The 26,272-nt window shown below is 50.1% G+C and carries 29 protein-coding genes; 14 read left to right on the top strand and 15 right to left on the bottom strand.

Features of this window, described 5'->3' with window-relative positions; translation table 11 throughout:
- Positions 1 to 124 precede the first annotated feature (124 nt).
- The 5 genes from BDT_RS12970 (at position 125) to BDT_RS12950 (ending at position 3,253) form a co-directional block, all read left to right on the top strand.
- Positions 125 to 631, top strand: coding sequence for a hypothetical protein (locus BDT_RS12970; RefSeq protein ID WP_015091704.1), 507 nt, complete (start codon positions 125 to 127; stop codon positions 629 to 631).
- Positions 632 to 732: 101 nt separating this feature from the next.
- Complete coding sequence (locus tag BDT_RS12965; protein ID WP_015091703.1) at positions 733 to 1,155, top strand: Hpt domain-containing protein; 423 nt, start codon at positions 733 to 735, stop codon at positions 1,153 to 1,155.
- On the top strand, positions 1,152 to 1,523 hold the full coding sequence (locus BDT_RS12960) for a response regulator (protein WP_041577844.1): 372 nt from the start codon (positions 1,152 to 1,154) through the stop codon (positions 1,521 to 1,523). Before BDT_RS12965 ends, BDT_RS12960 begins: the two co-directional genes overlap by 4 nt.
- A 75-nt stretch (positions 1,524 to 1,598) precedes the next feature.
- Positions 1,599 to 2,378: a hypothetical protein gene (locus BDT_RS12955; RefSeq protein WP_041577843.1), complete on the top strand. Its 780-nt coding sequence runs from the start codon at positions 1,599 to 1,601 to the stop codon at positions 2,376 to 2,378.
- Positions 2,379 to 2,458: 80 nt separating this feature from the next.
- Positions 2,459 to 3,253: a hypothetical protein gene (locus BDT_RS12950; protein WP_051026312.1), complete on the top strand. Its 795-nt coding sequence runs from the start codon at positions 2,459 to 2,461 to the stop codon at positions 3,251 to 3,253.
- Between the two features lies 1 nt (position 3,254).
- On the opposite strand, the gene BDT_RS12945 is transcribed toward BDT_RS12950, so the two are convergent.
- Positions 3,255 to 3,644, bottom strand: a complete 390-nt coding sequence (locus BDT_RS12945; protein WP_041577842.1) for a hypothetical protein — start codon at positions 3,642 to 3,644, stop codon at positions 3,255 to 3,257.
- A 101-nt stretch (positions 3,645 to 3,745) separates the two neighbouring features.
- On the opposite strand from BDT_RS12945, the gene BDT_RS12940 reads away from it, so the two are divergent.
- Genes BDT_RS12940 through BDT_RS12930 form a run of 3 tightly spaced genes read left to right on the top strand, consistent with a single transcriptional unit; the run spans position 3,746 to position 5,129 of the window.
- Positions 3,746 to 4,132 (top strand): hypothetical protein, encoded by a 387-nt coding sequence (locus tag BDT_RS12940; RefSeq protein WP_041577840.1) that lies wholly within the window; start codon positions 3,746 to 3,748, stop codon positions 4,130 to 4,132.
- On the top strand, positions 4,129 to 4,524 hold the full coding sequence (locus BDT_RS12935) for a hypothetical protein (protein ID WP_148278830.1): 396 nt from the start codon (positions 4,129 to 4,131) through the stop codon (positions 4,522 to 4,524). Before BDT_RS12940 ends, BDT_RS12935 begins: the two co-directional genes overlap by 4 nt.
- On the top strand, positions 4,521 to 5,129 hold the full coding sequence (locus BDT_RS12930) for a M15 family metallopeptidase (RefSeq protein ID WP_015091696.1): 609 nt from the start codon (positions 4,521 to 4,523) through the stop codon (positions 5,127 to 5,129). Before BDT_RS12935 ends, BDT_RS12930 begins: the two co-directional genes overlap by 4 nt.
- A gap of 47 nt (positions 5,130 to 5,176) precedes the next feature.
- Here the strand turns inward: BDT_RS12930 and BDT_RS12925 are convergent, their stop codons facing one another.
- The 4 genes from BDT_RS12925 to BDT_RS12910 all read right to left on the bottom strand — a co-directional run bounded on the left by BDT_RS12925 (position 5,177) and on the right by BDT_RS12910 (position 7,545).
- Positions 5,177 to 5,596 carry a hypothetical protein gene (locus BDT_RS12925; protein WP_015091695.1) on the bottom strand — a complete coding sequence of 140 codons (420 nt, stop codon included), beginning with the start codon at positions 5,594 to 5,596 and terminating at the stop codon, positions 5,177 to 5,179.
- Positions 5,597 to 5,785: 189 nt separating this feature from the next.
- The gene (locus BDT_RS12920; protein ID WP_041577838.1) at positions 5,786 to 6,349 is read right to left on the bottom strand and encodes a hypothetical protein; all 564 of its coding nucleotides are present in this window, start codon (positions 6,347 to 6,349) and stop codon (positions 5,786 to 5,788) included.
- Complete coding sequence (locus tag BDT_RS12915) at positions 6,342 to 6,917, bottom strand: HNH endonuclease (protein WP_158320238.1); 576 nt, start codon at positions 6,915 to 6,917, stop codon at positions 6,342 to 6,344. The genes BDT_RS12920 and BDT_RS12915 overlap by 8 nt, the downstream gene beginning before the upstream one ends.
- Before the next feature lie 172 nt (positions 6,918 to 7,089).
- Entirely contained in the window at positions 7,090 to 7,545 is a 456-nt protein-coding gene (locus BDT_RS12910; protein ID WP_015091693.1) for an SRPBCC domain-containing protein, read from the bottom strand.
- 136 nt (positions 7,546 to 7,681) lie between these two features.
- Between BDT_RS12910 and BDT_RS12905 the strand changes: the two genes are divergently transcribed.
- A complete protein-coding gene (locus BDT_RS12905; protein ID WP_148278829.1) occupies positions 7,682 to 8,920 on the top strand; it encodes a glycoside hydrolase family 113 in 1,239 nt (412 codons plus the stop codon).
- Here BDT_RS12905 and BDT_RS12900 read toward each other — a convergent pair.
- Together BDT_RS12900 and wecB are read right to left on the bottom strand one after the other, a co-directional pair.
- Positions 8,914 to 10,068 (bottom strand): hypothetical protein, encoded by a 1,155-nt coding sequence (locus tag BDT_RS12900; protein ID WP_015091690.1) that lies wholly within the window; start codon positions 10,066 to 10,068, stop codon positions 8,914 to 8,916. The genes BDT_RS12905 and BDT_RS12900 overlap by 7 nt on opposite strands.
- 8 nt (positions 10,069 to 10,076) lie before the next feature.
- Positions 10,077 to 11,240 carry a non-hydrolyzing UDP-N-acetylglucosamine 2-epimerase gene (gene wecB, locus BDT_RS12895; protein WP_041577832.1) on the bottom strand — a complete coding sequence of 388 codons (1,164 nt, stop codon included), beginning with the start codon at positions 11,238 to 11,240 and terminating at the stop codon, positions 10,077 to 10,079.
- 128 nt (positions 11,241 to 11,368) lie between these two features.
- Here wecB and BDT_RS12890 point away from each other — a divergent pair, with 128 nt between their 5' ends.
- The gene (locus tag BDT_RS12890; RefSeq protein ID WP_041577830.1) at positions 11,369 to 12,157 is read left to right on the top strand and encodes a hypothetical protein; all 789 of its coding nucleotides are present in this window, start codon (positions 11,369 to 11,371) and stop codon (positions 12,155 to 12,157) included.
- Positions 12,157 to 13,545 carry a glycosyltransferase gene (locus BDT_RS12885; protein WP_015091687.1) on the top strand — a complete coding sequence of 463 codons (1,389 nt, stop codon included), beginning with the start codon at positions 12,157 to 12,159 and terminating at the stop codon, positions 13,543 to 13,545. Before BDT_RS12890 ends, BDT_RS12885 begins: the two co-directional genes overlap by 1 nt.
- Here the strand turns inward: BDT_RS12885 and mtnN are convergent, their stop codons facing one another.
- The 5 genes from mtnN to BDT_RS12860 are packed head-to-tail and all read right to left on the bottom strand — an operon-like array spanning position 13,546 to position 16,466.
- The gene (gene mtnN / locus BDT_RS12880) at positions 13,546 to 14,268 is read right to left on the bottom strand and encodes a 5'-methylthioadenosine/S-adenosylhomocysteine nucleosidase (RefSeq protein ID WP_015091686.1); all 723 of its coding nucleotides are present in this window, start codon (positions 14,266 to 14,268) and stop codon (positions 13,546 to 13,548) included.
- On the bottom strand, positions 14,268 to 14,624 hold the full coding sequence (locus BDT_RS12875; protein ID WP_015091685.1) for a zinc ribbon domain-containing protein YjdM: 357 nt from the start codon (positions 14,622 to 14,624) through the stop codon (positions 14,268 to 14,270). Before BDT_RS12875 ends, mtnN begins: the two co-directional genes overlap by 1 nt.
- Positions 14,625 to 14,656: 32 nt before the next feature.
- On the bottom strand, positions 14,657 to 15,397 hold the full coding sequence (locus tag BDT_RS12870; protein ID WP_015091684.1) for a substrate-binding periplasmic protein: 741 nt from the start codon (positions 15,395 to 15,397) through the stop codon (positions 14,657 to 14,659).
- Positions 15,394 to 15,852, bottom strand: a complete 459-nt coding sequence (locus BDT_RS12865; protein ID WP_015091683.1) for an META domain-containing protein — start codon at positions 15,850 to 15,852, stop codon at positions 15,394 to 15,396. The genes BDT_RS12870 and BDT_RS12865 overlap by 4 nt, the downstream gene beginning before the upstream one ends.
- Positions 15,849 to 16,466: a hypothetical protein gene (locus BDT_RS12860; protein WP_015091682.1), complete on the bottom strand. Its 618-nt coding sequence runs from the start codon at positions 16,464 to 16,466 to the stop codon at positions 15,849 to 15,851. Before BDT_RS12860 ends, BDT_RS12865 begins: the two co-directional genes overlap by 4 nt.
- A 183-nt stretch (positions 16,467 to 16,649) precedes the next feature.
- Between BDT_RS12860 and BDT_RS12855 the strand changes: the two genes are divergently transcribed.
- Entirely contained in the window at positions 16,650 to 17,789 is a 1,140-nt protein-coding gene (locus BDT_RS12855; protein ID WP_015091681.1) for a hypothetical protein, read from the top strand.
- Here the strand turns inward: BDT_RS12855 and BDT_RS12850 are convergent.
- The 3 genes from BDT_RS12850 to BDT_RS12840 all read right to left on the bottom strand — a co-directional run bounded on the left by BDT_RS12850 (position 17,786) and on the right by BDT_RS12840 (position 23,050).
- The gene (locus BDT_RS12850) at positions 17,786 to 19,534 is read right to left on the bottom strand and encodes a GMC family oxidoreductase N-terminal domain-containing protein (RefSeq protein ID WP_148278828.1); all 1,749 of its coding nucleotides are present in this window, start codon (positions 19,532 to 19,534) and stop codon (positions 17,786 to 17,788) included. The two genes, BDT_RS12855 and BDT_RS12850, sit on opposite strands and share 4 nt — an antisense overlap.
- 113 nt (positions 19,535 to 19,647) lie before the next feature.
- Positions 19,648 to 20,268 carry a uridine kinase gene (gene udk, locus BDT_RS12845; protein ID WP_015091678.1) on the bottom strand — a complete coding sequence of 207 codons (621 nt, stop codon included), beginning with the start codon at positions 20,266 to 20,268 and terminating at the stop codon, positions 19,648 to 19,650.
- Positions 20,269 to 20,380: 112 nt separating this feature from the next.
- Positions 20,381 to 23,050 (bottom strand): RCC1 domain-containing protein, encoded by a 2,670-nt coding sequence (locus tag BDT_RS12840; protein WP_015091677.1) that lies wholly within the window; start codon positions 23,048 to 23,050, stop codon positions 20,381 to 20,383.
- A gap of 251 nt (positions 23,051 to 23,301) precedes the next feature.
- Here BDT_RS12840 and BDT_RS12835 point away from each other — a divergent pair, with 251 nt between their 5' ends.
- The gene (locus tag BDT_RS12835) at positions 23,302 to 24,246 is read left to right on the top strand and encodes a FecR family protein (protein WP_015091676.1); all 945 of its coding nucleotides are present in this window, start codon (positions 23,302 to 23,304) and stop codon (positions 24,244 to 24,246) included.
- Positions 24,247 to 24,276: 30 nt separating this feature from the next.
- Complete coding sequence (locus BDT_RS12830; RefSeq protein ID WP_235046121.1) at positions 24,277 to 26,256, top strand: tetratricopeptide repeat protein; 1,980 nt, start codon at positions 24,277 to 24,279, stop codon at positions 26,254 to 26,256.
- Positions 26,257 to 26,272: the final 16 nt, after the last annotated feature.

The following is a 26,272-nucleotide window of genomic DNA, read 5'->3' as shown; positions in this document are numbered from 1 at the left end:
GACGCCAAAACAACAAATTTTGGCGGTCCTTTTGTACAAATTAGTAATCCATCATGAGCCCTCTTTCGGTTTGTCTAAGGAACAGTTACCTTGCTGTTCATTAAACAAACCAAAGGAGATCCCCTTGAAAAAAGCATTGTTGCTTCCGTTCGCTGCTCTTCTGACTTCTGTTTCTGTTCAGGCAAAAACGATTGCCTCTGACGACAAGAAAATTCCCGTGTCTTCTGTTTCCCAGGTTGTGAAACTGGCGCAAGTTGAACGTGATTCCGTGTTGAAAACCGTGAATGTGGTTGTAACCGACCACGGCCGATCTACTGATGTAAGCCCGACGGCTTCCATTTACCTGACGTTCACAGCTTTTGCTGAGATGGGCAATATTTCGACCAGCTTCAAAATCGATCATGTTCTGAATTTCACATCTGCAGTTCGTAAGTCCGCGGGCGTCTATGAGATCAAGGCGCTGGTTTATCGTGATGAAGCGGGCATGCAGGACATCACTTATACAGTGGATACCAACCAGATGTTCATCGACGAAGCTAAAATGCGCAAAGACTGCGGCATTGATTTCTGCGATGGCGACCTGAAAACTTCCATTGAAGTTAAAGAGACCCTTAAGAAAGCTCAGTTCTAATTTTTCTGCCTTCCTTTGCCCGGAGAATCCTCCGGGCTGCTTTTTTCCAGCCTTTGACATGCCAGTCCTTTCCGGTATGCTGACAACAGCCAGGGAGCCGCATGACCAACACCGAAGAAAAAATCAGAAGACTCTGTCCAGACGTGATGGCATCGGGTTTGGACCCGGTGTTTTTAAGTCAGATGCTGGATACGCGTTTTTTGGGAAATTTTTCGATCTTTGCTGCTGCTGCCGATATTTTTCTGTATGAATACGCCGAGGAGCTGGAAGAGCTTCAAGGGCTGATTGAGAATTTGGATCGAAAAAAGGCCTTTGCGCTGACTCACAAGATCAAAGGGGCGATTTCTAATTTCCATCGCCCTGATGTGGCTGAAACGGCCCGGATCTTAGAGATCCACACCGATGACTGGACACATGAGCAATTGAAAGCTCAATTTGCGATCCTTCAGGTGCAGATCCAGGAATTTGCGTTGGAGTTGAAACTTTTAATGCGATCTTTTGAAGAGATTCAGGACCTGCCATGAAACCATTGAACATACTTGTGGCTGAAGATAATACGGTCAATCAACTGATCGTCCGGGGCATGCTGGTAAAGCTGGGCCATAACATCACGATGGTGGAAAATGGCAAACTGGCTTTAGAAAAGCTGCAAACATCAGATTTCGATTTGATCCTGATGGATTGTCACATGCCCGAAATGGACGGATTTCTTGCCACGCAAGTAATTCGTGAAAATCCCAAGTTCAAGAACCTGCCGATCATAGCCATGACCGCCACAGAAATCGCCGAAGAAAAAGAGCGCTGTGCGCAGGTGGGGATGAGTGACTTCTTGGCCAAACCTCTGACCATGGCGACGGTTGAAGCTGTTCTGCAAAAATACAGCAAATCTTGAAAATCTCATTTTGAAACAGTCTTGCTGGTTCAGTCTTTGCTTTTCCAATAGCAAGGGCCCCGCAGGAGGCGCTGAATGCATTCTGTGGCACATCCATCGTCTAAAGGATGGATGGTGCGTGCCCTAAAAAGGAAATCCATGCAAAGAGCCTTTGTGCTGATAGCGATTTTCATTGTGATGCTGATCTCGGGTCCGGCCCGGGCGGTCAACCTTTGCCAGGATGTTCTGTTTGATATTCCGGGTTTCCAGATCAAAGAAGCCGTACTGGACAAGCTGCCGGTGTCCTTCCGCGAGGTTCCCTATAATTCCCGCATGTACAAGGCCGAGCAGATTCTGGGGAATACCCAGGATTTACTGATTGGTTTTTCTGAATACGGCCATGCCTATGTGGTGGCCAACAAACTGCGCTTGGACGGGGATATCATCGGACGACAAACGCAAGTCAGAGCTACCGACTTGTTGGATGCCGGTATCATCATTCGCATTCATTCCACGGCGATCGACCGGGTGAAGTTGAAAGCCTTTAATGACAAGAGTGGTTTGTCCTGCAGCAAGACGGCCTGCAAGGCTTTGGCAACGACCGCAGGTCTTTATGTGGGTGGCAGCCGCAGGGGATATTTTTCCCCGTACAAGATGCTGAACTCGATTTTGAAAAATGGCATCAAAGATAGCGAAGGCAACCCGGTTCCCTTTGATGTCTATTATGTGGGTAACAAAACTCTGAATGAAAGCGCGGCGCTGTTGGAAAAATCAGACGCACGCATCACCCAAGAGATCGCTGTAAAAGGTGGGGTGATTTTGACAGGGACTTCAGTCACAGCCATCACGCTTCTTTATGCCCTGGGTGTTCTTTAATTAAGATATTGCCACTATCAGCTCCGCTGTTTGTGCTTCGTGGATTTCCCGAGGCATAATCAGGCTTCGTAGGAGCATCTATGATTCAATTTATCTCTTGTTTGATAACAGGCGTTTTAATTGCTTTCTTTTCGGTGTTTGCCAAAGCCTCTGACGGGCCGTTGCCTTTGCCTCAAGGCGGTTACAAAGTTTACTCGCGCATTCAGTTTGTCGACCTGACGACTCAGCACCCGGTGCGGGACAAGGCTTTGGGGGACACGCTGGAAGTCAGCTTCAAGTCCCAGTTGGATCAGTTGTATCGACTTCACAATCCAGCCGTTCGCAACTTGCAGTTTGTGGAAAGAGTTCCGCACGAGTCTTGCGACCTTCAAATCACGGGCACTTACACCCTTCGCGCCTTTGGCAACCGCGGTATGCATACCACCGTGACTGTGGAAAACCTGCGCACGGGTGAAACTCAAAGTTTTGAGGCGGCGGGTGATGCCTTTGAAACCACCGAGTTGTTGGCGCAGGATGTTTTTCATGAATTTCAAAAAACTCGTTTTCCCGCTCAAGCTAAAGTGTATGGCAGAAATTTGACGCTTTTATTTAAAGGTTCGATCAATCGGCCGACGGAGACTAAGATGTATGATCTTTACAAGCAAAGTTTGATTGCCTGTGAAATGCGCGGGGGCCGGGTCAGTACCGAAAAAGAATTGATAGCGGTGGCGACGCTGGGTGACTATGGTGGTGGTGTTTCGGTCGGGCATAACGGAGCTTATACCGACTACTGGTCGGTGGAATCAGGCCGGGTCTATGTGGCGCCGTGGAGTCAGTCCACCAGCGCCACCAGTTTAAATCCTACTGAACAGTTGAATTATCTTTGTGTGCGCTAAATTATTCAGGGGTCGCTTCGACTCCTGAACCATACAGTTTTAAAAGAATGTTTCCTTCACTGGTTCCGATATACATTTCGCCATAATGTTCACCCAGAGCTTTCGGGGTGAAGTACAGATCAACAACACAGTATTTGTCCGGATCGACTGTGTCGCCACAGTTGGTGGTCGCAGTGTACATTTCCCCAAAGATCGTCAGTTCGTTGATCTTCAGAGTTTTGTCGCTGGGGGCATTGATGCCGATTTCCACCCAGATTGTTTCTTCCAGATAGGCTTCACCGAACTCAATGCTTAAGTAACTGATGTCCTGTGGGGTGGGGCTGACGGTTTCAGCGGCGAAAGTGGGGAAGGCCATAAAAGTTGCCAGTAAGAAGGCGCCAAGGGTTCTCATAACTCCTCCTGTTTTTGTAGCTTTATTCTAAGCCTGTGACCGTTATTTCGCAGTATGCAAGCAAACAGCGGTCTGGTACATTTTCCGGATCGAGGTTTGGTTTGGTCGGTTCATTAAAGTATTTTGAGCTTTGGGCATTAAAGTTCAGTGCCTTTTTAGCGGGAAGTTTCTTCTGCTTTTTTCTGCAGTCACAGTTTCAGATTCGTGCGGTGGTTGCCGCGGCACTGACGGGTTTTTTGGGGACGTTCATCCCGGATACCAAACGCATTGAAAAGACTCACGTTCACGCCACCATTTACATGGGGGCCTTTATCGCCATGGGTTCGCGTGTGGTGGATGCGGGGCCTTGGCAGATTCTGTGGGTGTCGGTGCTGGGCTCCACCATCTATTTTTTAATCAGCCCTTATTTTAAAGGCATGGGCGGGCGTCTGGGGTTGATTGCCTTTATTTCATCCTTGCTGGGATGGGCAATGAGGCACTGGTTATGATGATCTTTCTGGTGATGCTGCTATCCTTCTTGGGTGCAGAGCTGACTTTTTTCTTAATTCATCGCTATCATTTCCCGACTGTGCGAGCGTCCAGTGGACTGACGTTGGTGTTTGCGGGGTTTCTGGCCCTGTTCAATCTTCCCTTTGTCGGGGTTCTGCAAGCCGCCTTCTTTGGAGCCACTTTCGTCGGGATGACCGATCGATCACGCATGGGCTGGAAGCGGGTGTTCCTGGCCAGTCAGATTTATGGTTTGATTTATTTCTTTCTGATTCCCTTTGCGCGGGGCTTTGGCGGGGGACTGGGGGCCGCGGCCTTTGTGTCTATCGCGACAGTTTATTCTGCTGACAAGATCTTGAGGAAGGCCCGGTCGTCGGGTATCGTTAAGTCATGACTTCTTTTGTAAATCAAATTGCCTGGATTGAAGAAAACTTCAAAGAGCTTAAACCTTCGGCTGAAGTTTTTCTGGATATGAAATACGCCACCAACGACAACTTTATGAATATTGATATTTATAAAGGTTTTGATCGTTGTTTTGTCTCGCCCATGGCTTTTGAGATGTTTATGAAGGCCTGTGCAGTCTTGCGTGAAAGTCATCCGGATTTGCAGTTTCTGATTTGGGATGCTCTTCGTCCGCGCAGTATTCAGGCCCAGTTTTATGACCACTTGGCGGGAACGCCGTTTCAGAATTATGTGGCGGCCCCTTATCCGGGATCACTTCATAATTTCGGCATGGCGATGGATTTGAGCCTGCAAACCAAGGATGGAGTCCCGCTGGATATGGGGACCGGGTTTGATGATTTCCGTGATTTGGCTCAGCCCAAATTAGAACAGCATTTTTTGCAGTCCGGTGAACTGACCGAGGCACAACTGCAAAACCGCCTGCTGCTGCGAAGCCTGATGGAAGATCAAGGATTCAAAGTGCTGGAGCATGAATGGTGGCATTTTAATGCGCTTCCCAAGGATCAAGTTCACGGCAAGCATCCGGTGCTTGAATAGCCCGAAAAAACGAAAACGGGAACCGTCCTTGGTTCCCGTTTTTAATTTTAAAGTTGTGGGGCTGCGATCACAACCTGGATTTCACAATTTCTGAATCCACGGTTGTTTACAGTGTAAGTGCCGGAATCTTTGAATTCAGTTTCGGAACGCAGATCCAGTTCGTAGTTGGTTGGATCGCGCACGATCACGTCGCGGCCACACTCCGGATCAGCAGAGAACTGAACTTTTTTACCTTCAGCTATTTTGATATCCATCATTGTCGTCATCGCGGCTGACATTTTCAGGATACACATCCCGGAAGCCAGTTCTTCATCGGTGCAGCGATTGTAGTCTTTCATTTCCATTTTTTCAGTGGGTGCACTGCCATTTTGTAGAACCGTTAGCAGGGCACTTAGGTTGTCTGCGTGAGCAGAAGTAGCGAAAGCGGAAGATACAATCAAGATCAGAGCAGCGATTTGTTTTTTCATTGGGAACTCCTTAGTGTTTTTATGTTGCCGGCATCAGCGCCAGCGTTATGCAGATCTATAAAGCACCGGTTGTGCCAGCCTAGATGAGGGCTGAAAGTGCGTTTAATTTGATCTGATAAGGAGTCTGTCGGGAACCCGGCAGGTGAATCTGCCGGGGAATCGGTGGCTGCCGAAAGCTCGGCAAGGGGATTAAGTGGTCCAAAACTCCATATCGAGGTCGACCCGGGTGTGTTTTTGGTACTTCGCTTTGGCAATTGCAGTGGCAGCTATTTGATATTTAAGTGAGTTCTCTGGATGCAGGGCGATAATTGAGGTTGTTTGGGGTGTTGCAAAACCTAGCGACTGCAAATTTTCGGATTTGTGAAGTCGGCGAATCTGACTCATTGTTTTGCTGTCTAAAGGAATTTCTAGGTGCCAACCATGGTTTAAGTTGAGTTTCAGTTCGTTGATAAAGTAGCTGTTGTATAGAACGTCTCGGAAGAAAATATTTAGACCTTTGCGAGCTGTCCCCCAACGGCAATTATACTTTTTTGCAGCTTGAACTAAAAGCAGAGTCTGCTTGTCTAGATATTTTTGGTAATTGCCAGATCTTAGGGCTTTAGCAAAAGTATGAAGATCAATTCTCTCGTTTATGTAGTTTTGAGTAAAGCGAATTAAACCTTGCTTGCCTTGCCGGCGAAAGGCGCTTGTCGAGATGCTCATCTTCGCAAGTCGACGTTTATGGTCTTTGAAGTAAGAAGTCTTTTTAGACAAAGCGATTTCCTTTGGAAAGGTTGTGCTTGGCGCAGAGAATTTGAATGTTCTCAATTTTCTTTGAGGATCCACCTTTGGAGTAGGGTAGTATGTGATCAAAGTGAAGGTTTTCCGTTGAACCACACTTTACACAGCGGCCTTGATCGCGTTTAAAGACCGCCGCTTGAATTTCGCTGGGAATCATTCGATCGTGTCTCAAGTCTACGACGGAATGGGTTTGGGGATTTGACTCCGCCAGTTGAAGTTTGAAGCGAAAGACTTTACGTGGACCTACTTGGATATAGCTCACGTCGATAAGAGAAAAAACTCCGCAGAATGTCCAAATGCCGTCTTTGACTTTATTGAAGATAGAAATCTTGCAGGGGCCGATTCCATAATTTTTAAACTTTAAGGCCTCTTGCTCGAACTTACCATTTTTGGTGAGACTTCCACTTTTATTTTTGCGTGGCTGGTCAGTTCTTTCAGGATCATCGCAAAGGCTTTTCGTTTGATTGTGGCCTTCGTATTCTACCAAAGATCCATCTTCTGAGATCCAGTCTTCATATGGGGCATTTTCTCTCATGGACATGAGAAAGACATGACCCCCTTTTGGGGTAGAATAGTTCATTCCATGTTGAATTTGAAATCCAGAGAATGTGCGTAGTTCGTCGTAGGAGAGAATTTGACCTATTTCCATCAGATTACAGTAAACGAACTGCTATTTTGCCTCCAGGAAATAGGTCTTTTGCAGGCCCTTTGTCTTAAGAGTAAAGAGGCTTGTATGCGCCTTGGCGCAGGTTGATGCCGTATTCCAGATACGCCTTCATCGCGCAGGCCATTTGGGACCAGCCCATGCAGTTTTTGTAAGAACTGCTGATGCCGGCTTCATCTTCTTTCCAGCCGGTTTCATAGATCTTCACTTTGGTTTCTTTGTCGTTCAAAGCTTCAAAGACAAATTCTGTTTTGGTGTTGTAGCCACCGGCCTCGGCCTCCCATTCGATCACAATCAGCTTGTCCTGAATGACTTGTTTTACTGGCACGGGGAATGGACCAGCGAAGTCCGCAAATTCCCACTGCACAGTTGTGCCTTCTTTCAACGGAGCCGATGATCCCGCTGTCGTAAAATACGCGCTGATTTTCTTTGGATTGTAAACGGCATCAAAAACTTCGTTCACGGGCTTTTGAATGATGATTGAAACTTCAAACTTTGGAATCATGGTGACCTCCGGTATTTGCTGGAAGCCAAAGTCTATCGGAGATTTTATGGTAAAAGAAGCTTTTGCCGCGCAAGGTGTGTGAATATTCAGGGACAAACTGGTATCGCGCAGACGCATGCAAATCTAAAATAGTGCCATGAAGACGCAAATTGGAATGATTCTTTTTCTTTGCCTGTTTTCGTGGACGGCGGCCGCGTTTGAGCCCGCCATTAATATCGTCACTTACCATCCTTTGGGTTTTCGCGTTGATGAAACCGAACAGGGACAGCGGGTGCGACGCCTGCTGGAGAAAATTCAACAGCTTGGCGTCAAAGTTTTGATCTTGAATATGCGAGGCCACATGATCACCGGCAAAGGCAGTGAGATCAATTCAGTGATCCCTGAATCCCTGCGCCCCGAAGAAGAATTTCACATCCGGGCATTGGCTGCCTATGCAAAGCAATTGGGAATGGATGTGGCCTTTCGGCCGATACTGCTGGTGGTGGGGCCTAAGGGAGAATTTCCTTACACGGAAAAAGGCACCACGTGGTGGCATGGAAATATCGAACCCAAAGATCCGGTCAGTTGGTTTAACAATTATTTCAAATTTCATGAGCGCTACATGACATTGGCGGCGAGCGTGGGGGCTAAGTGGTATTCTGTCGGGGCCGAGATGCATTCGATGACTTCCGGCTTGGGCAGTCGCAAGCCCAAGTGGCGCTTTGGCTTTCCGGATAAGTGGGTGACCTTCATCAAAGCCGCCAAGGAACGCCTGCACCCCAGTGGTGTCGCGGTCACTTACGGAGCCAACTTCACGGATCAGTTCGTGCTGGAAAATGCCAAACGCACCTGGGGCGGGGAGCTGGAACAATGGCGCCACGACATCACCTTTAAACCCAAAAACAGCAAAGAGACTTTGCATCAGAACAACATGCGCGAACTTTGGCAGTCCCTGGATTTTCTGGGATTGGATTTTTACCGTTCCTTGGGAAAGAAAACGTCAAAATATCCTGAAGCCTTCGAGGATCTGGCCAATCACTTGACTGTTCAGACCAGAGGCTTTGCGCAACAGATTCAAAAAAGCGTCGAGCAGATCGCCCAGGTCACGGGAGTTTCGAAAGAAGTGGGGTTGCAGGAGGTTGGCTATCGCAGTGTCGAAAAATGCTTTGTTTCGCCGTACCACTATGAAGGGGGCAACGAACCCATCAATTACATGCATCAGGCCGCCTCGTGGGAGGCATTACTGCGGGCATCGACTGAGTTTGGCTTCTATGGGGTCGGCATCTGGCAGGTGCTGGTGGATGAAGACACAGATCTATTGGAAAACCGCGGCTTTTCACCCTTGGGAAAAGCGCCGGTCACGGAAGTCTTTCGCCGTCATTTTATAGTTCAGTGATTCCAATCTGATAATACGCTCCAAGCGCTGCGATCCTCGATTTGGCTGTGATCATAGACGTCTATACCGTAACCCAGATCACGTATGGCCCACAGGGTTCTTTGGAACTCTTGCAGGGTGGGCTGCACCATGCTGTCTTGTCCGTACCATGGTGAAATCTCGACATGTAAAATGGGCAGACTGCGACCGGCGACAAAACGAACAAAATCCAAAGAGGCCCGGCGGGTCCATTCCGGAGTAAAGACCGATCCTCCATATTCGCCGGCCCATTGCTGCCACAAGAATTCACCCACGATGATATCGATCTTTTCAGGTCCCACGAAATTTAGGGTTCCATCAAAATCAAATCCCACCTGATCGCGGATTTGTTCAGAGCTCATCAAACGGCCGTTGGCGTGTGCGGGCCAGGTGTGAACCACGGCGGACAATATTCGGTGTTCGTGGGCCACTTTGGACATGATCGCTACGAGGTCCGTCAAACCTTGCGCACGAAATTTAAACCAGTTCGCGTCTCCAAGTAAGCCTTGAGGATAGTGTCGTTTGAATTCGGCATTCGCGACCGGATTGTAATCAGGTTCACCCGTCCAAAAACAGTCGACCGTGGGCTCCACGGCCTCGATGGCGTAGAGATCCGGGAACTTTTGCAGTAAATCATGAACATAGCCCCGAAACCACGCGCGATAAGCGGGATGCCAGGCGGATAGGTGATGAGTCCTGGCAAAGGGTTTATAGTCCAGGCCATTGCGCATTTTAGAACGCCAGTCCGGATGTTCCTCCCAAAGTTTTTTAAAATCATTGACCGGAATAACGGCGACCACTTTCAATCCCTGGGCCCTGGCGGTGTTATAGACTTCCAAGAACACATTGTCTTCGCCCATTTGTTCTTCGACTTCGGTGAACGGGTAGGTGGTACGATAGAACGATCCATGCAGGGGACTGTAGGCATATAAAAACAAAGTATTTGCGCCAGCGCGTTTTGCTTGAGTCACCACGCGTCTAGCGATCGCTTCAATGGATTGATTTGGATAAAGACGACTGAAGTACGCCGGATCCACGCGCAGGCCTCGCATAGCGACACTTTGGGCGTACGCGCTGATCGATGCCAGCACCACGAACACAATTGTCAAAATGGAGGCTAGGACTTTCATGTTTCACCTTAAAGCTTGTCGGCCAGGACTTCCAGAATGCGTTCCGAGGCTTTGCCGTCACCGAATGGATTTTTTGCTTGCGACATGCGTTCAAAGATCTCGGGTGTATCCAGGACCTGGGTGGCGGTGTTGAAGAAAGCTTTTTCCTGCAGGGGAATCAGCATCGATGTTCCGGCGGCGATGGCTTCGGGTCTTTCGGTTTTTTCCCGGGCCACCAAAATAGGTTTCCCCAAGGACGGTGCCTCTTCCTGAACGCCGCCAGAGTCCGTGATGATCTTGTGGGCTTTTTCCATCAAATAGACAAACGGGACATAGTCGATGGGCTCACACAGCCAGATTTTACTTTCCCCGGGATTTACCGGCAGTCCCTTGTCAATCCACCGGGCGCGGTCCCCAAAGATCTTGCGTGCCGAAGCCCGCACTTGCGGATTCATATGAAGTGGAATCAGAATTTCCACATCCTGACGTTCTGACAGGGCCACCAGTCCTTTCATCACTTCTTCCATCGGCGTGCCAAAGGATTCGCGACGGTGGACGGTGACCAGAATCAGTTTTTTCAAAGGATCTAAAAAGGCAAAACGTTCGTTCAGCTCCTGATTATAGATATCTGATTTTTGCAGGCGCTTACGCACTTCGAACAAGGTGTCGATGCCTGTGTTGCCCGTCACATAGATGTCATCAGACGGGTAGTGCTCTTTTAATAGATTTTCCCGCGAGGTTTCTGTGGGGGCGAAGTGGAACTTTGCTAACAGGCCTGTGGCTTTGCGATTGAACTCTTCCGGGAAGGGTGAATTGATGTCGCCGGAGCGAAGCCCTGCTTCGACGTGGATGATCGGGATGCGATGATAGAAAGCGACCAGGCCTGCTATAAAGCAAGTCGTGGTGTCACCTTGAACCAAGATGCCATCCACCTTGTTGTTCGACAGGTAATCATGCAGACCTTTCATCACAGATGTTGAGATGTCTGCAAGGCTTTGTCCGGGTCTCATCAGATCCAAATCAAAATCAGGCTCGATCTGGAAGAAGTTCAAAAGAGGTCTAAGCATTTCCCGATGTTGCCCGGTCGAGCCAACGATCACGCGAAAGCGCGGATCTTGTTTAGCTTGCAGAATAAGCGGGGCCAATTTCACAGCTTCAGGTCTTGTTCCAAATACGACGAGTAGTGTTTTCATGCGTTCAACCGTAGTGTCGCAGATTATTCGTTGGCAACTCCTATATACTTACAAGAGTTTAACTCTTCATTGCCGCGAAATTCATTTACCGTCTACCTTCCCACGAACTCTTTGCGAAGGAATTGCGGATGACGTTTCGTTATATATGTTCACTTTTTGTATTTACATCTATCTTTTGTGCAACTGCAAAAGCGGATGAAGCCAAGGATGTGCTGGCCGAAAAAATGGTGATGAGTGCAAAGCCTGCACCGAAGGGCTTTGTCGAACTGTATTCTGAAAGCAGCTATTTTTACGACTATGATGTCGTCACCGACACACGCCTTCGCTATTACCATCCGGTTGCCGAGATTCTATCGGCGAAGCTCGCAGCTTACTTGGGTGCCAATATTCAGTATCAGTCCTCTGGAGCCAAAGCCAAATACTATGACAACACGGTCAACCCGCACGTGGGGTTGCAGCTTCGTCCCGTCGAGTGGATGAGTGTCGGGGCCCAGGTGGGCTATCGCACGGTGGTCGGCAATGAAGAGCAACCGGCGGCCACAACATGGGATCCACGCATGGTCGCAGCGGCGGGATATTTCTTTAGCTGGCCGATTGCGCAGGTCTTCACTGATGTCTATGGGGAAGCGTCCTATGTGCCGCGCCTGTCGTCCACGCCGGTGTCTATTGCCTGGGTCAAGCAGGGTTATCGCTGGTCGCCGCTAACGAAACTGAAAGTGGACGCTTATGGTGAATTCTATGCACGTGAAAGTCGCAGCGCCGATCTGGGGCCGACCATGACCGAATGGCGTGTCGGCGGGCGCACGGGATGGTTTGAAAATTCCTGGAATATGTCGGCGCTGTTGTTTCACCCACTGGAAAAGCACACACACAGCGGAGAACTTGAAGGTCTTTTGGTCGTCGGAGGAATCTTTTAATGGAATGGACCTGGGAATATCATGATGCTTTCTCGCTGTTGAGCTGGCTGGTGGTGATGGCAACGGCGGCCTTCATTTTGGACGATCTGTTCATTGACGTGGTGGCCGTGGTGCGCAGGCTGAAGCCTCAGCGTATTGGGCACTCGGCTTTGTTGACGATGAAGTCGCTGAAGCAGAAACATATTGCTATCATGATCGCCAATTGGAAAGAGGCCGATGTTATCGGGCCGATGATCCGAGGGAATGTCCAAGGTATTGAATATCAGAATTATAAGTTCTTTCTGGGTGTTTACCCCAACGACATCGCCACATGGGAAGAGGCCAGTAAACTTGAGCGCCTCTTCCCGGACAGAGTTGTCGTAGTTGTAAACACCCAGGCGGGACCAACCTCCAAGGGGCAGATGCTGAACGAAATCGCCCGGCAGATTATTCAATCCGAAAAAGTCACGGGCCAGACGATGGATCTTTTTTTGTTGCAGGATTCAGAGGATGTTTTGCACCCTCACGCATTCACCTTGATGAACTATCACAGTCGCGAGGCTGACTTCATTCAAATTCCGGTGTTTTCTTTTGATGTGCCCAAATCATCTTTAGTGGGTGGCATCTATATTGACGAATTCAGCGAAGCGCACACCAAAGATCTTTTGGTCCGTCAGGAACTGGGCGCCGCCATTCCTTCCGCCGGGGTGGGAACTTGTATGTCGCGAAACCTGGTGACGGGTATGATGGCGCGGCAAAACGGGCAGCTTTTAAAAGAAGACACTTTGACTGAAGACTATCATCTGGGAATTATCGCCAAGCCTATGGGCTTTAAAAGCCGTTTTGTGTGCGCTGAGCTTGAGAAACCGGACGGACAAAAAGAGTTTATCGCAACCCGGGAATACTTCCCCAGTGATTTCATGGCGAGCGTCCGCCAGAAGTCACGATGGACCTTGGGAATTGCTTATCAGGGCTTTCACAATCTGCAATGGGGTGGAACGCTGGTGGACAGGTACTTCCTGCTGCGGGACCGGAAGGGCCCCGCGAACAGCATTCTGGTTTTGCTTTCTATCTTGGTTCTGCTGGGGATGTTTGCTTTGCGCCTGCAAGGGGAGACCATGCCAAGCCTGCTGCAAAGCCCGTTCTTTGTGGCGCTTTTGAGTTTTAATGCGGTGGCCATGGGCATTCGTATTCTGCAAAGAATGCGTGCCGTGATTCGGGTGAATGATTTCAGTCAGGCATTGATGGTGCCAGTGCGTTGGGTGCTGGCTAATGTGGTCAACCTTTTGGCGGCATTGAAAGCGCATCGCATGTTCAAGCAAAGTCAAAAAACCGGCGAGCGTCCTGTATGGATCAAGACCGAACACAAGATGCCAGCGCACTTCGGCGTCGAAGGCGGGGCGCAGTGATCAGCTTAAAAGGCCGTCGATGATATCGGCGGTTTTTTTCTGACTGGAAGTCAGGAAGTTGACGTATTCATCAGTGGGCTTGCTATAAGTGGTGTCAGCCACCGTTTTAACGATCACAAAAGGCACCTGGGCTTTTTCACAAAGATAAGCGATGGAACAAGCTTCCATATCTACCAATAAAGCGTCAGCAAATGTTCGTTTAAGTAAATCCTTGCGAACCGTGCCGCCAACAAACTCAGATCCAGATAAAACAGTGCCATGGTGAACTGCGCAGGGGCTATTCTTCAACAGACCGTCGATCTTCTGATTCCATTGCGCCGAGGCTTTGATCTTGATGGATTTGCGTTTTTCTGGAGGCAAAGACAGGTGCAGTTCTCCGCTGGCCATGTACTCTAATCCGTGGTTGGACGAACAGATGGCATCGTGCTGAATGACGTCCGTGGCAATGCAGATATCGCCAAGCTTAAGGCCCGGGTCGATGGCTCCGCCCAATCCCAATAGCATCACGACATCAAATTTATATGTGCTTAGAAACGACGTCAGAACTGAACTGGCATTGATGGGACCAATGCCAGTCTGAGCGATAAGAATGTCTGATTCTTTATTTTGCAGCTTCCACACCGGGACGGCAAAAGGTGCCAAAGAGGCCATCGGCGCCGAGGGCAGGCCCGCGACGTCGTTGAGTTCCTCTTTCATGGCAGTCAGAATCAGAATTCTGGTCATCAGGCCTTCTTTACGAATTCGGACTTCAGATTCATGGATCCAAAGCCGTCAATCTTGCAGGCGATGTCGTGACCATCCCCACCGGATTGCAGGCGGATGTTTTTTACTTTGGTTCCGACTTTGACGACAGAGGAAGATCCTTTGATTTTCAGATCTTTGATCACCACAACAGTGTCACCATCTTGAAGGACGTTGCCGTTGGCATCTTTAATAACACCGTCATCGACGGCTTCTTCTGCCGGGGCTTCAGCGGCATGGGCGCTCCACTCGTGGGCGCACTCGGGGCAGACCCAAAGGTTGCCGTCCTGATAGATGTGTTCGGAATTGCATTGAGGGCATTTGGATTCAGTACTCATAGGTCATTTAAAACATATCAAAGCCGCAGAAGCTAGTATTTAGCGGTGATATTTTTTAGGGTGCCGTCTTTGCGCATGGATTCCAGAGCACTGTTCAGGGATTCAATCACAGAGTCGGGCGTACTGGGATGAAATGCCAGCCAGTAATCGGTGGCGTAAAGGTAAGCCAGCTTCTTGTATTTGACGTTCCACTTGGCTTCATAGGACTTTTGGCTTCCGGTTGTCACGATATCCAGTGCGATGCGGCCTTTTTTGAAGGCTTGCATGCGTTCGTCTTCTTCCCGGTAAATGGTGATTTTAAAGCCGTGCTTTTGCAAAAATTCGATCGGGGCGTCACCATACTGGCCGGCAACCGCATGTGACTTGAAAGTTTTGAAATCCTGATGGGGTTCGTGGTTTGCGCTTTGCAAGCAGGCCAAATGGACCTCATCTTTTACAATGGGACCGACCCATTTAAAAAGTTTTTCGCGTTCTTCCGTGCGAGACGTGGAATAGACAAAGTGTTTGGGTTTTTCCAGGGCGGCTTTATAGGCGCGAGCCCAGGGCCAGACGGTGAAAGTGGCTTTCAGCTTGGCGCGTTTAAAGGCTTCCTTCGCCACCTCCGTGGCTGAGCCTTTGACTTCGCCATTTTCCTGATAGTTAAAAGGGACGAAATCTTCAGTTAAACCCTGATAGATGATCTCGCGCCCTTTATGGTCAGCGAAGGGGGATTGTGCTTGCACGATCGGTGTCGCGAGAAAGGCAGCACCGAGCAGAATCAGCGAAAACTTCATTTGCTGACGGCTTTAAAGCGAGCCAAAGGAGCCATGCGCGCTTTGTTCAAGCTTAAGCTGTCTCCATCCACGGTGTAGTTATCCACGCCCTGCAGAACTTCGGCAAAATTGTCTTCAGTCGGCATTTTCACGCAGAATTTTTTGGTGGAAGCCAGTTTGGAAATGAACAGGCGTTGGCCCGGAGTTTCTTCGTAGGCTCCGGTGAAGCTGTTGCAGCCATCGCTTCCGTTCACACGATTGTCACCACCATTAAACTGTATATAAACTTTTTGCGAATCCGCGTTGGCGTATTTCACGGGTTGACCCATCAGCTCGACAAGTTCCCAGCGGATGTCTTTGAAGTTGGCAGCAGGGGCGGAGTTGTTTTGCATGCTGGTTTCCTCAGGCGTTGTTTCAGTGTGGGCGCAGCCCCACAAGGACAGGCAGATCAGGGACAACAAGGTGATTTTATTCAAGGCAGATTCCTTTCTGACTCGGTGACATCTTTCAAGTCATCGGTGTCGATGTCTTTGGAAAATAAGTCCAAAGCCGACTGGCCGACTTGTTTTGTATCATAGCGTGTATACCAGCCGACGGCAACGGCGCCGGCCACCGGAATCCAGCGTGAGATACTGGCCCCCAGCATTCGCTGAGTCACCCGCAAGCCCAGTCGTTCACACAGTCTTTGTACCATGCGCAGGCTGGTTTTGCGTAAAACATAACGTTCACCGACGCGCACGACGATGTCGCGGAAAAGCTGGCTTGCACCGTGTTTAAACAGACAAAACAACAACGCCTCTCTGGTCAAAAATCCTGTTTTGCCATGGATGGCCGCAATATCTGAAACCATCTGGGCCTGAATTCGCCAGATCAATATCAGATCCGGCAGGATCGTCACCATGCCAAGAGGACCTGGTGGAATAGCCAAAGCCGCAGAGACGCTGGCGGCACGCAATGAGGCTGACTTGATCACTTGCGCAGAATCTTTGACGGGAGTGTTTGATGCCTTATGGGAGGAGGCGGGGATCTGACTGACCAGATCCAGCAGAGTATTTGCGATTCCCGCGGGCGAGGGTTTTCTTTGTGCCATAGCTCATCCTTCCGTTGAAGTTTGAGTACCTTCCACAAGGATACGGCAAATTCCGCGTAATTGCATCAGAGCTTTGGCAAATAGGAAAGAAAATGCTCAAAAAACGCGCAAGACAGGGCTCATTTCGCTTTCATTTGATACTTGGGAATTGATATCTGAGCAGGGCTCTGCGATGACCTCGCCATGAAGACAATTGTGACAGTTTTGCTTTCTTTGGGACTGCTTTATGGCGGGGAATGCCGGGCGGCTTTAAGCCTGAATGATCTATCCATTCTGCTGCCGCTTCCTGACAGTGCTGATGAAGCGTTGCAGTTGTCTGCGGTTTCCAGTGGCGCTCAGGGGCCGCTGCTTTCGCTTAAAACTTTTCAGGGAATCGTTCAGCTGGTTCCTGAACATCCAAACTTTAAAATATGGCGTGACCAATTGAAGGTGGTAGCCGTCCGTATTGATCCATGCTTTGTCGAAGGAGAGGGGCCTTTGCCATGTCGTCGCCAGATTCGTCTGGTGTGGCAGCCTGTGATCGAAGATACGGACGGCGTAACCACCCGGGATGCGGCCATACATAGTTTTTATGAATTTGATGAAACCGCGTTCACTGGCATCTGGAAAGAATGGCAAAAGCTGTCTTCGGGGAAAGCCACAGATGCCTTGCAAATTCATCCTCGCCTGAAGGCTGAAGGGCTGCATGGGCCGTATTGGAAATACCTGCGCGCCTTGTTGTTAAAGCATTGCGGAGAAAAAAATCTGATTCGTATGACCGCTATGAATGTCATGGCCAACGAAATGCTTTGGATCTTTTCCGGCTTTGATATCGTGAACGGAGCGCCGAAAGTCATGAATATTCCGCGAGTGCGGGGGCAGACCCATGCGGTCACGCAGACGTCTTTTCAGTTTCAGACTTTCACCGGGGGCATGACTCCAAGACCGGATGTTACAGAGCCTGCGGATGAAGCTTTTGCCGAACTTGCCAGTGATTCATATCGCTTTAAGAAAATTTATTCAGAAACCCAGGTGAAAGAGATGCTTTCCACGGTGTTTGAATACGAAAATCCCGAACGCCATAATCCCGGCACTTTGGATTGCGCCAGTTGCCATCTGGCGAACATGGCTCACCAGTGGGGTGAAGCCAATTACAAACAATTTGACTGGAAGAATGAATTTAAAACGGTCGCGTTTAAAAGTTCGTGGAATCTTTCTAACACCAGCCGTAATATTGTTCGTCCCAATCAACTGCGTGCCTTTGGATATTTTGGCCGGGATCCTGCGATATCCCAGCGTGTGATCAACGAAACTGCTGCGACCGCAAGTTCGGTGATGCGCTAGCGCAGCTCCATATTTTCCGCGGCCCTTTCTGCGAGGGCCGAAATCGTCAACAGTGGATTCACGCCCACAGCTGTTGGAATCACTGATCCATCCATGACAAACAATCCCGGGTACAGCGATCCGTCCCGGTGAAAAACCTGCCCCAGATGATTGACGACACCGGTCTGAACTGAATCACCCATGCCGCAGCCTCCAAGCGGGTGCACTGTGATCAGGTTATTGCCGCCCAGAATTGTTGAGCGGGGATTTTTGACGTAGGTGGCGTCATTGACCGCGACATGCTGTTTTATTTTGGCGATCATGCGCTTGAAGATCGGATCTTGTTGTACTCCCGGCCAGTGAACCACGGCCCGATTGGCGTGATCCAGTTGCAGACGGCCTTCGGCCCGGTCATGGCCCATTCCGAAATACACCATAGAATGATTCAGCGAACCTTTTTCCACATCCTTGCTGTTGATAAAATCAATCCACGCCCGGTAGATTTTTGACGGCGATGTCTGGGCTTTGACAAAAGTGGTCAGGCGTCTGGCGATTTGTACCAGGGCCCCGGGAATGTTGCCTTCTTCAATCAGATAGCGTTCGAAAATATTCTTTCGCTGGCGGTATTCGGCGATCCCATAGATAGTCGCGCCGGAAATCATGTCCGGACGATAGATGCGAGCACTGCTGTTGCCAAGCATGTCAGTGGCTTGACGGCCGTTGAAGCCCAGGCCCAGCAAGTCACCATTGCCCGAAAAATGCCGCCCTAGCAGAGGGGACAGCTGCAGGTGCCCCCATTTCTGCGAACGCAGTAAAATCTGATTTGAACCCATGGTTCCCGCAGAAACAATCACGTTGCGGGCTTCAATGCTGAAGGGCTTTTTGTCGCGCCCACTGATGCGGGTGCCGCGAACCAGATAATTTCCCTGGCGGTTTTTTTCGATATGACTGACTTGCATCTGGGTGAAGATGCGGGCGCCATTTTTTTTGGCCAGGGGAAGGTAGTTCATGTTCAGGGTGTTTTTGGCGCCGGTGTTGCATCCGGTGCTGCAGTTTCCGCACATATGACATTTGGGCTGACGGTCCCCGAGCGGGGTGCGATGGCTGCCATGAATGTTGACGGCGATATGAGCCCAATGAAAAGGATCACCCAGTTCATCGCTGCTGTTTTTTAGATTGTTGGCTTTATGAATGCGCATGCGACTGGGGTCGTAAGACTGGGCATTAAGCATGTTTTCAACGCGTTGATAGTAACTTTCAAAGTGGCCCTTTTGGGCTGATTTTTGAATTTCTTCCGGCCAGCCTTTTTTCTGAAACAGTTCACGATCCGGAGCAATCACGACGCCCGCATTAATCAAGGAGGTTCCACCAAGGCCACTGCCGCACATGACATCAATGTCGCGATGGGTGTGATAGGAATAAAGTCCCAGGGGATGGGTTTCGCAGTAAAGGTTGGATTTCATTTGCTGAAATGTTTCCGGAAATTCTCCGGGGACCCATTCGCGCCCTCGCTCTAAAATGACGACCTGGTGATGCCGGCTTAATCGCGCCGCCATCACCGAACCGCCGTAGCCGGAACCAATGATCAGAACTTCGTAAAAGTTTTCAAGTTCGGCTGCGGAATCGGCCAGACGCGTGTAGTTCATGGTCAGGTTGACGTTCTGGGTTTTGGGCTCGGCTTCGGCCTGTTCGCTGCGAAAAAAGCCCAATGCACTGGCGGCAAGCGATGACTTCAGAAAGGATCGTCGTGAAAAGTTTGATTTCACCCGGGGCCCCCTTGTGAAATCAGGGTAGGGGTGGGCTGGCTTGTTGGGTATGCTGGCTTGCGAATCCTGCCAACTGTCACCCGATGCGGGTCCAGTTGGTTGTCAGGTCTCAATTATTGCAAAAAGTTTTGGGATAGTTTCTGACGGAAGATCTGCAGTGCCTGGCTGTAATCACCCAGATCTTTGATCACCGTGTGGGCGTGGTCTTTGGAAGGCTCCACGAACTGATTATGCATTGGGCGAACTTGCAGTTCGAATTGCTTGCGCACGCCGTCCGGAGTTCTTCCGCGTTCGTGCACGTCACGTTTCAGGCGGCGTTCGAAACGCAGCTCTTCCGGAGTGTCAAAGAAGATGGCTTCATCCAGTTCTGCGCGCACTTCCAGGGAATGCAGAATCAAGATGCCGTCGATGATAATAACTTTCTTGGGTTCACCCAGCAGGGTTTCTTTTTTGCGGGAATGGGTCACGAAATCGTAAATGGGGATATTCAGTCTTTGCCCGGATTTCAGCGCGCGCAGTCCTTCAGCCAAAAGACCGAAATCCAGACTAGAAGGGTGGTCAAAGTTCACCGAGCCCCCATCACCGTCAAACTTTGCGGATTGATCAATGTAGTAGTTGTCCTGATAGATGATCGAGCAGTTGTCTTCACCCAACAGCTGCTGCAGTTCTTTGGCGAAATGTGTTTTGCCGGAACCGCTGCCGCCAGCAACACCGATGATGTGAGGTCTTAACATAGCTCATCCCCTGTGATCCGGGCAGTTTCCATATTCACAGGCGGAATATCAACTGCGCCGGGCAGGGGATGAAGTAATTGCCGGACTGCCCAGAAAGTGGACAGGGCAAAATTTAATAGATCAGCTCCATAGGAGTGCTGGCGTTCATCGGTGTGTTCACACCCAGTTCACCTTCCATACCTTCACCCCAGCAGACGACACGGCTGGAAGTGCTGGCACAGGTCGTTCCGGATCCGGTGGACACCTGAATCGGGGTGCCCCAGGCTGAAAGCATTGAAACCGCAGTTGGTACGGACTGATCTCCCGCTGCGGGTCCTAGCCCCAGTCGGCCGTTGCTATTTAAGCCCCAGCACTTCACCAGGCCACTGTCGATACCACAGGCCATTTGTTCGCCGACGGAAATGGCCGTATAAGTTGAACCCGGATCAATAACCACGGGGGATGTGACATTGTTTCCATAGGTTCCGTTCCCGACGTTGCCAAAGCTGTTTTCACCCCAGCATTTCAAGCTACTGGAATTGGTGATTCCACAGGTGCTCGTTGAGCCGGCAGAAACGGTGGCGTATTGAACTCCAGAATCAATCAGGACCGGAGTTAGGGAAGACGACGTTGAGCCATTCCCCAGTTTGCCACCCAGGTTGTTACCCCAGCATTTCAGCTGATCGGTGGTGGTGATGGCGCAAGTGTGTGAAGAACCGGTAGAGACAAATCTATAGGTGGTCCCGGCATCCACGATGACCGGAGAGCTGCGATAAGCAGTCGTTCCGTCGCCCAGCTGGCCGGCACCATTGGATCCCCAGCATTTTAAAATATTTGAATTGGTGATTGCACAGGCATGCATGTTCCCAACGGACATTTGCATGTAATAGTCGCCGCCAGCCAGTGCTTCAGGGTAAGTGACAGTTGCTGTCGAACCGTTACCAACCTGCCCCTGAGCATTCTGCCCCCAGCACTTGATGTCACCGGCCATGGAAAGTCCGCAGCCAAAGTCAGCACCCATTTTGATATAGCTCCAGTCAACACCAGCAGGGTTCACATAAGCCGGGATATTGGAAGCACCATTTAAAATACGGCCGCCATTGTTATTGCCCCAGCAGAAAGTGCCATAGGGAACTTTCGCGCAGGCTCCGTTGAACGGGGAGACATTGATGTTTTCAGCACCCATCGCAAGCGGACCTCGAACATTGATGTTGTAAACACCGTTGTTAAGTCCCGGAGAACTAGCGCTTAACGGAAGGTTGATCGGCTGCATGGTTTTTATATAGAACGGCAGGGAATACTTGCCACCGTATAAAGTCATGTTCGGGCTGGGCGTCGTCATGCAGCTGCTCTCGTTGTAAAACTCGGTATTACCGGATCCCAGAACGACCGGCATCTGAGCCGGTGCCATGACGGCTGTGTGCTGGGAGTTCACCAAAACGGCCTCGTACGCTGAATTGTAACACTGGCCGCGGCTTGGTCCATCGCGGTGTCCACGCACTTCAAAGCCCCAAGGCACGTTCGTACCGCCGCCACGGTAAACGGATTGGGTCAGTGACAGATATCCTGAACCCGACATGGTCAGGGTGTTTTGCCCCTGGGCTCCGGTCATTTTCAGGAATACGTTTGTGCCATAGGTGTGAGCCGAAATTGTCGTAGATGTGATTGATGTCACACAGCTGGAGTCGCTATAGACGGTCAAACCGCTGGACGGAGCCAGTGTGATCATGGCTGGTGAAGAACTGTATTCATCAGTTCCAGTGACATAGCGGCGTTTGATTGTAAATGGATAACAAAGGTCCGGAAGGATAGAACGTGCTCCGACAAGGTCAAAGCCTTTGTCTCCTGAACCGACATTTTGGAAATTCGCTGTCGGAGTACTAAGCACCGCAGATGAAGACAGGATAGTCGTGGCGATAACCAGTGCCCCCGGAGTGTCCGGAGCCTTCACGATAACGTCTTTAAATGACTGACCGGCCGGTATCACCGCATTGCCATAAGCGCCGATGTTCTGATGACACTCATTGAAAGACTGATAGACTTCCAACGGCGATCCATTGGCGGATACCGAGAACACGGTATCCGTGGGTAAGGAACCTTCACGGTTTTGAGCATCACGCAATGAAACGCCAAAGCTGCTGCAAGAGTAAGTCGTCAGCGTGTTTGGCGGGAAGTAGTCCTTTTGAATTGCCAGGACAGTCGGGATGACACTGCCGCCACCGCCCGGGCCGTCATCCGGGAAGTCGGGGCCATCACAGGAATCAAACCATTTTTCCGGATCATAAGTGATATCGATGTCGATTTTCTTTTCTTCACCGGCCGTCAACAGCAGCTTGCCCACTTCACCTAAAATATAAGGCTTTGATAAAGCGTCACCGGGACCCGAGGTGCCTTTAAAGTCTTTGCACGTTCCTTCTGGAGCATAGAAGCCTACGACGGTAATCACGCGGTCTTTGCCGGAAGTGACATCCATGGTGATGGAACCTCCGGCAGGAACGCCGCCAACCCATTCGCCAATAAATTTAGGCGTCATGGTGCCATCGTCACGAGTGCAGACATTTCTTCGCATGGCAGCTTCAGGGCCGCTGGCGCCAATGATGTAGCAGTTGATCGGACGATCACCGGTAAAGCCTGTTGGCACGGGGCGAATGCTTCCATTGCTGGTCATGGCTTCGACTTTGGAAGACAAGGATTGTGTGCTGGGGAAGGTGATCTTAACTTTGGATGATTCATCCAAGGAAAGACGATCACAAGCCGTCAGCGCCCAAAGAGCCACAATCAGAATAACATGATGTTTTTTCATACTGTTCTTGTCGGCTTTTTGTCAGGGGCTCTAAATACTGAAAATCACGTCCCACTTTCAGGCGTTCAATAAAATCTCTGAATGGGTCTGGGAAATTTCTGACTTGAAATAAACATTACAGAACACGCCCATCGTCCAGTGTTGAATCTGAGACCTCAGTCTAAAACCGAGACGGGTGACAAAGTGTTTTTCTAATCCAAGAAATTCTCATCTAAACTATAGAGGTACTTAACAATTAGAGGATGGCGTAAATGGCTAAAGTCGTTGGCTTTGTTTGTTTTTTATTGTGCGTTCAAGTTCATGCCGCTGACAAAATGTATGGTGTCTTTATGGTAGTGAAGGGCGGAGTGCAAATTCACACCGAAGGAAAAACGGCTCCTGCCAAAGTGGGTGCGAAAGTTTATGAGGGCGACAAGGTCGTCACTGCCGCTGATTCCCGCGCCAAAATTGTGATGTCCGATCGAAACGTTTTGAATCTGAGCCCGGACACGACAATTGAAATCACTCAATATCAGAACGATGCTGCCACTGGCAAAAAGAACGTCGAGATCAAACTCTCAGGCGGTAAAGTGCGCAGTAATGTCGAGCAAACCTATGATGGTGAAAAGAGCAAGTTCCAGATCAAAACTCCGACAGCGGTCGCGGGTGTGCGCGGTACTCAGTTCCAGGCAGGGTTTGACGTAAAAACTCAGATGACTTCCATCGTGACCTTCAAAGGGGCGGTCAGTCTGGCGGCAGTGAACGCTCAGGGTAAAATGGTGGGCGCGCCAGTACTTGTAAAAAAAGGTGAGATGACGACGGCCACACCGAATGCTGCTCCGGAACCTCCAAAAGCTTTGCCTAAAGAAGAAATGAAACAAATTGACGGCGAATCCGTTGCCTCTGCGGTGTCAGCACCGACAGAAGGTGCAGGATTGACGGCGGAAGCCGGTGCTGCTCCAGCTGGATCAGCTGACAACAACCGTGATGTCGCTTCGGAAGCGCCAGCCGCGGGTGCCGATAAACCTGCTGCTCCGACTTCGATGATCGACAGCAAGGACATGGATCTGGGCATGGCTCAGGAAATCAAGCCGATTGCGGCCCCAGTGGTGGCTCCGCCAACGGTGGTGAAGGCTCCGACCCAGGACACGTTGAAGGATGTTAATCGTGCGATCAACGGCAAAACCAAGGTCGTCATTACACCTCGTCCGAAATAACAAACACCTCAACCATCGAGAATGCAGCGTATGAAACTGGCAGCTTTGGGTTTAGCAGGCACCTTGATCGTGAATTCAGCTTATGCTTTGGATGCACGAATCTCTCAGACACAATCATTGGAAATTGAATTGCAAGACGGAGAGGGCGGAGCTGACGCCCGTCCTTTGCGCGTGCGTGACAGTGAATCGGGCAAAATGGCCCAGGTGATGCTGAATCGCCGCGGCGGCGCCGGCGGTCCACTGACCGGGTTCTTTATCATTCAGTTCTTTATCGGGGACAATCGTCCGCGGGTTCTGGAATTTTCAGCACCAGGAAAACCGCCTTACTATGCTTACGCCGTTCCGGGTGGGACCGTGCAGAGAATTGTCCTGTTCAAGTCCGCTGACGAGTTGGCGAAATATGTTTCTGCCAACGAGAAAACTCTGGTGGCTAAGCCCACAGCGACAGCGCAGGTGATGTCTCCGCAGAATATCCGCAAGCTGGAAAAGCAGGATCGCGAGCAGAAGCGTGTTCAGGAGAAGACCCAATTAATGCTGGAGGAAGAACAGGCCAAACAACGTGCGGCCATGCTAGAACAGCAGGCGGCAATGAGTGCGGCAGAGAAAAAACGCAAAAAAGAAGAGGCCACAGTCCAGGTGAAAGAAGCCGACAAGTTCTATGCCCAAAAGAACTATGTGGAAGCCGAAAAGAAGTACGCTGCCGCCGTGGAACTGGATCCGGAAAACGATTCCTACTACTATCGCTATGGTGTGACCCTGTACAAGGTCGGAAACTATAACAAGTCCCTGGCGACTCTTTCCATGGCCGATGTGCCGATGGAAATGTCCTTGGAAAAAGACTATTACGTGGCCCTGAATCACCTGAAACTGAAGGATTATGACAAGGCCCGCAAAGAGCTGATTGAAATCCGCTCTGAAAATGACCCGGCTTTGAGTCCGACGGCGTCGTTCTTTGCCGGTAATATTGAAATGCAGCAGCAGAAGTTCCCGGAAGCTCGCACCAGCATGGAATACGTTCTGGATAATTCCCAGGACCCACAGATGGACCGTGCGGCCGAAGACCTGCTGGCTCAGATCGACAAAATGCAGTCCTTCTATGAAAGCAAAAAAGAGAAGTACCGTTTTACGGGCTTTATTGGCGCGATCTATGACGGTAACGTTTTGAATGTCGCAGAAAATAACGTCAGCACAGATGTGAAGGCGTATCGTTTGAATTTTGGTGCCAGTGCCCTTGCCATTTGGAAACGCACGCCGACTTCGGACTTTGGAACTCAACTCGGGGTGTCTGATTACTACAGCACCGACACCAGCTTTAAAGACAACGCCACCTTGCAGACAGCGGATCCTTTGCAGATAGACCTGAGCCTTCCGTTCCATAAAGAGTTTGAATATGCCAAGCGCTCTTTGAATTGGGAACTGGTACCAACGTATAAGAGCATCTTTATGAGCCCGACGGGCGGAACACGTAAAGAGGCCATCAGTTCCCTGGGTGTGAATACGACCTTGTCCGCGCCGATTCAAAGTGATGTCCTGATGGCGGGTCGATTGGATGTGTCCCATGAACGTTCACTGCTGGCGACCTCAGTAGGGGATGATGACCAGACGGCTCTTCGTTATGGATTTACCCTGTTGCCGACGTGGATTCTGGATCTGAAAGGCGAAAAGTCCCTGACGCTCGATGCGTCTTATATTATCAATCAGGCGGAAGGCCGTAATTATCGGTATAAACGCTCGGCCCTGGGTTTGACTTATGCCTTCCCGGCCTGGTGGAAGTTCAATGGCAGCTTGCGTGGCGAGTATTCCAGTCAGAACTATGACGAAGCCACAAGCCCGCGCATTGACACGAACCCGATTGTGACAGCAGCCTTTAACAAGGACCTTAAGCGCAACGTGAATATGCTTTTAAGCCTGCAGTACAATGTGGGGGATTCCGACGAGGATTCTTACGACTATAACAAGTTTGTAGTGACAAGCCTATTCACCTTCACCCACAGCATTCTGGGTAAGTAGAAACGAAAAAGCCACC

The sequence above is a fragment of the Bdellovibrio bacteriovorus str. Tiberius genome (assembly GCF_000317895.1).
Taxonomy (GTDB): Bacteria; Bdellovibrionota; Bdellovibrionia; order Bdellovibrionales; family Bdellovibrionaceae; genus Bdellovibrio; species Bdellovibrio bacteriovorus_F.
This window is presented reverse-complemented; position numbering and strand designations above follow the sequence as displayed.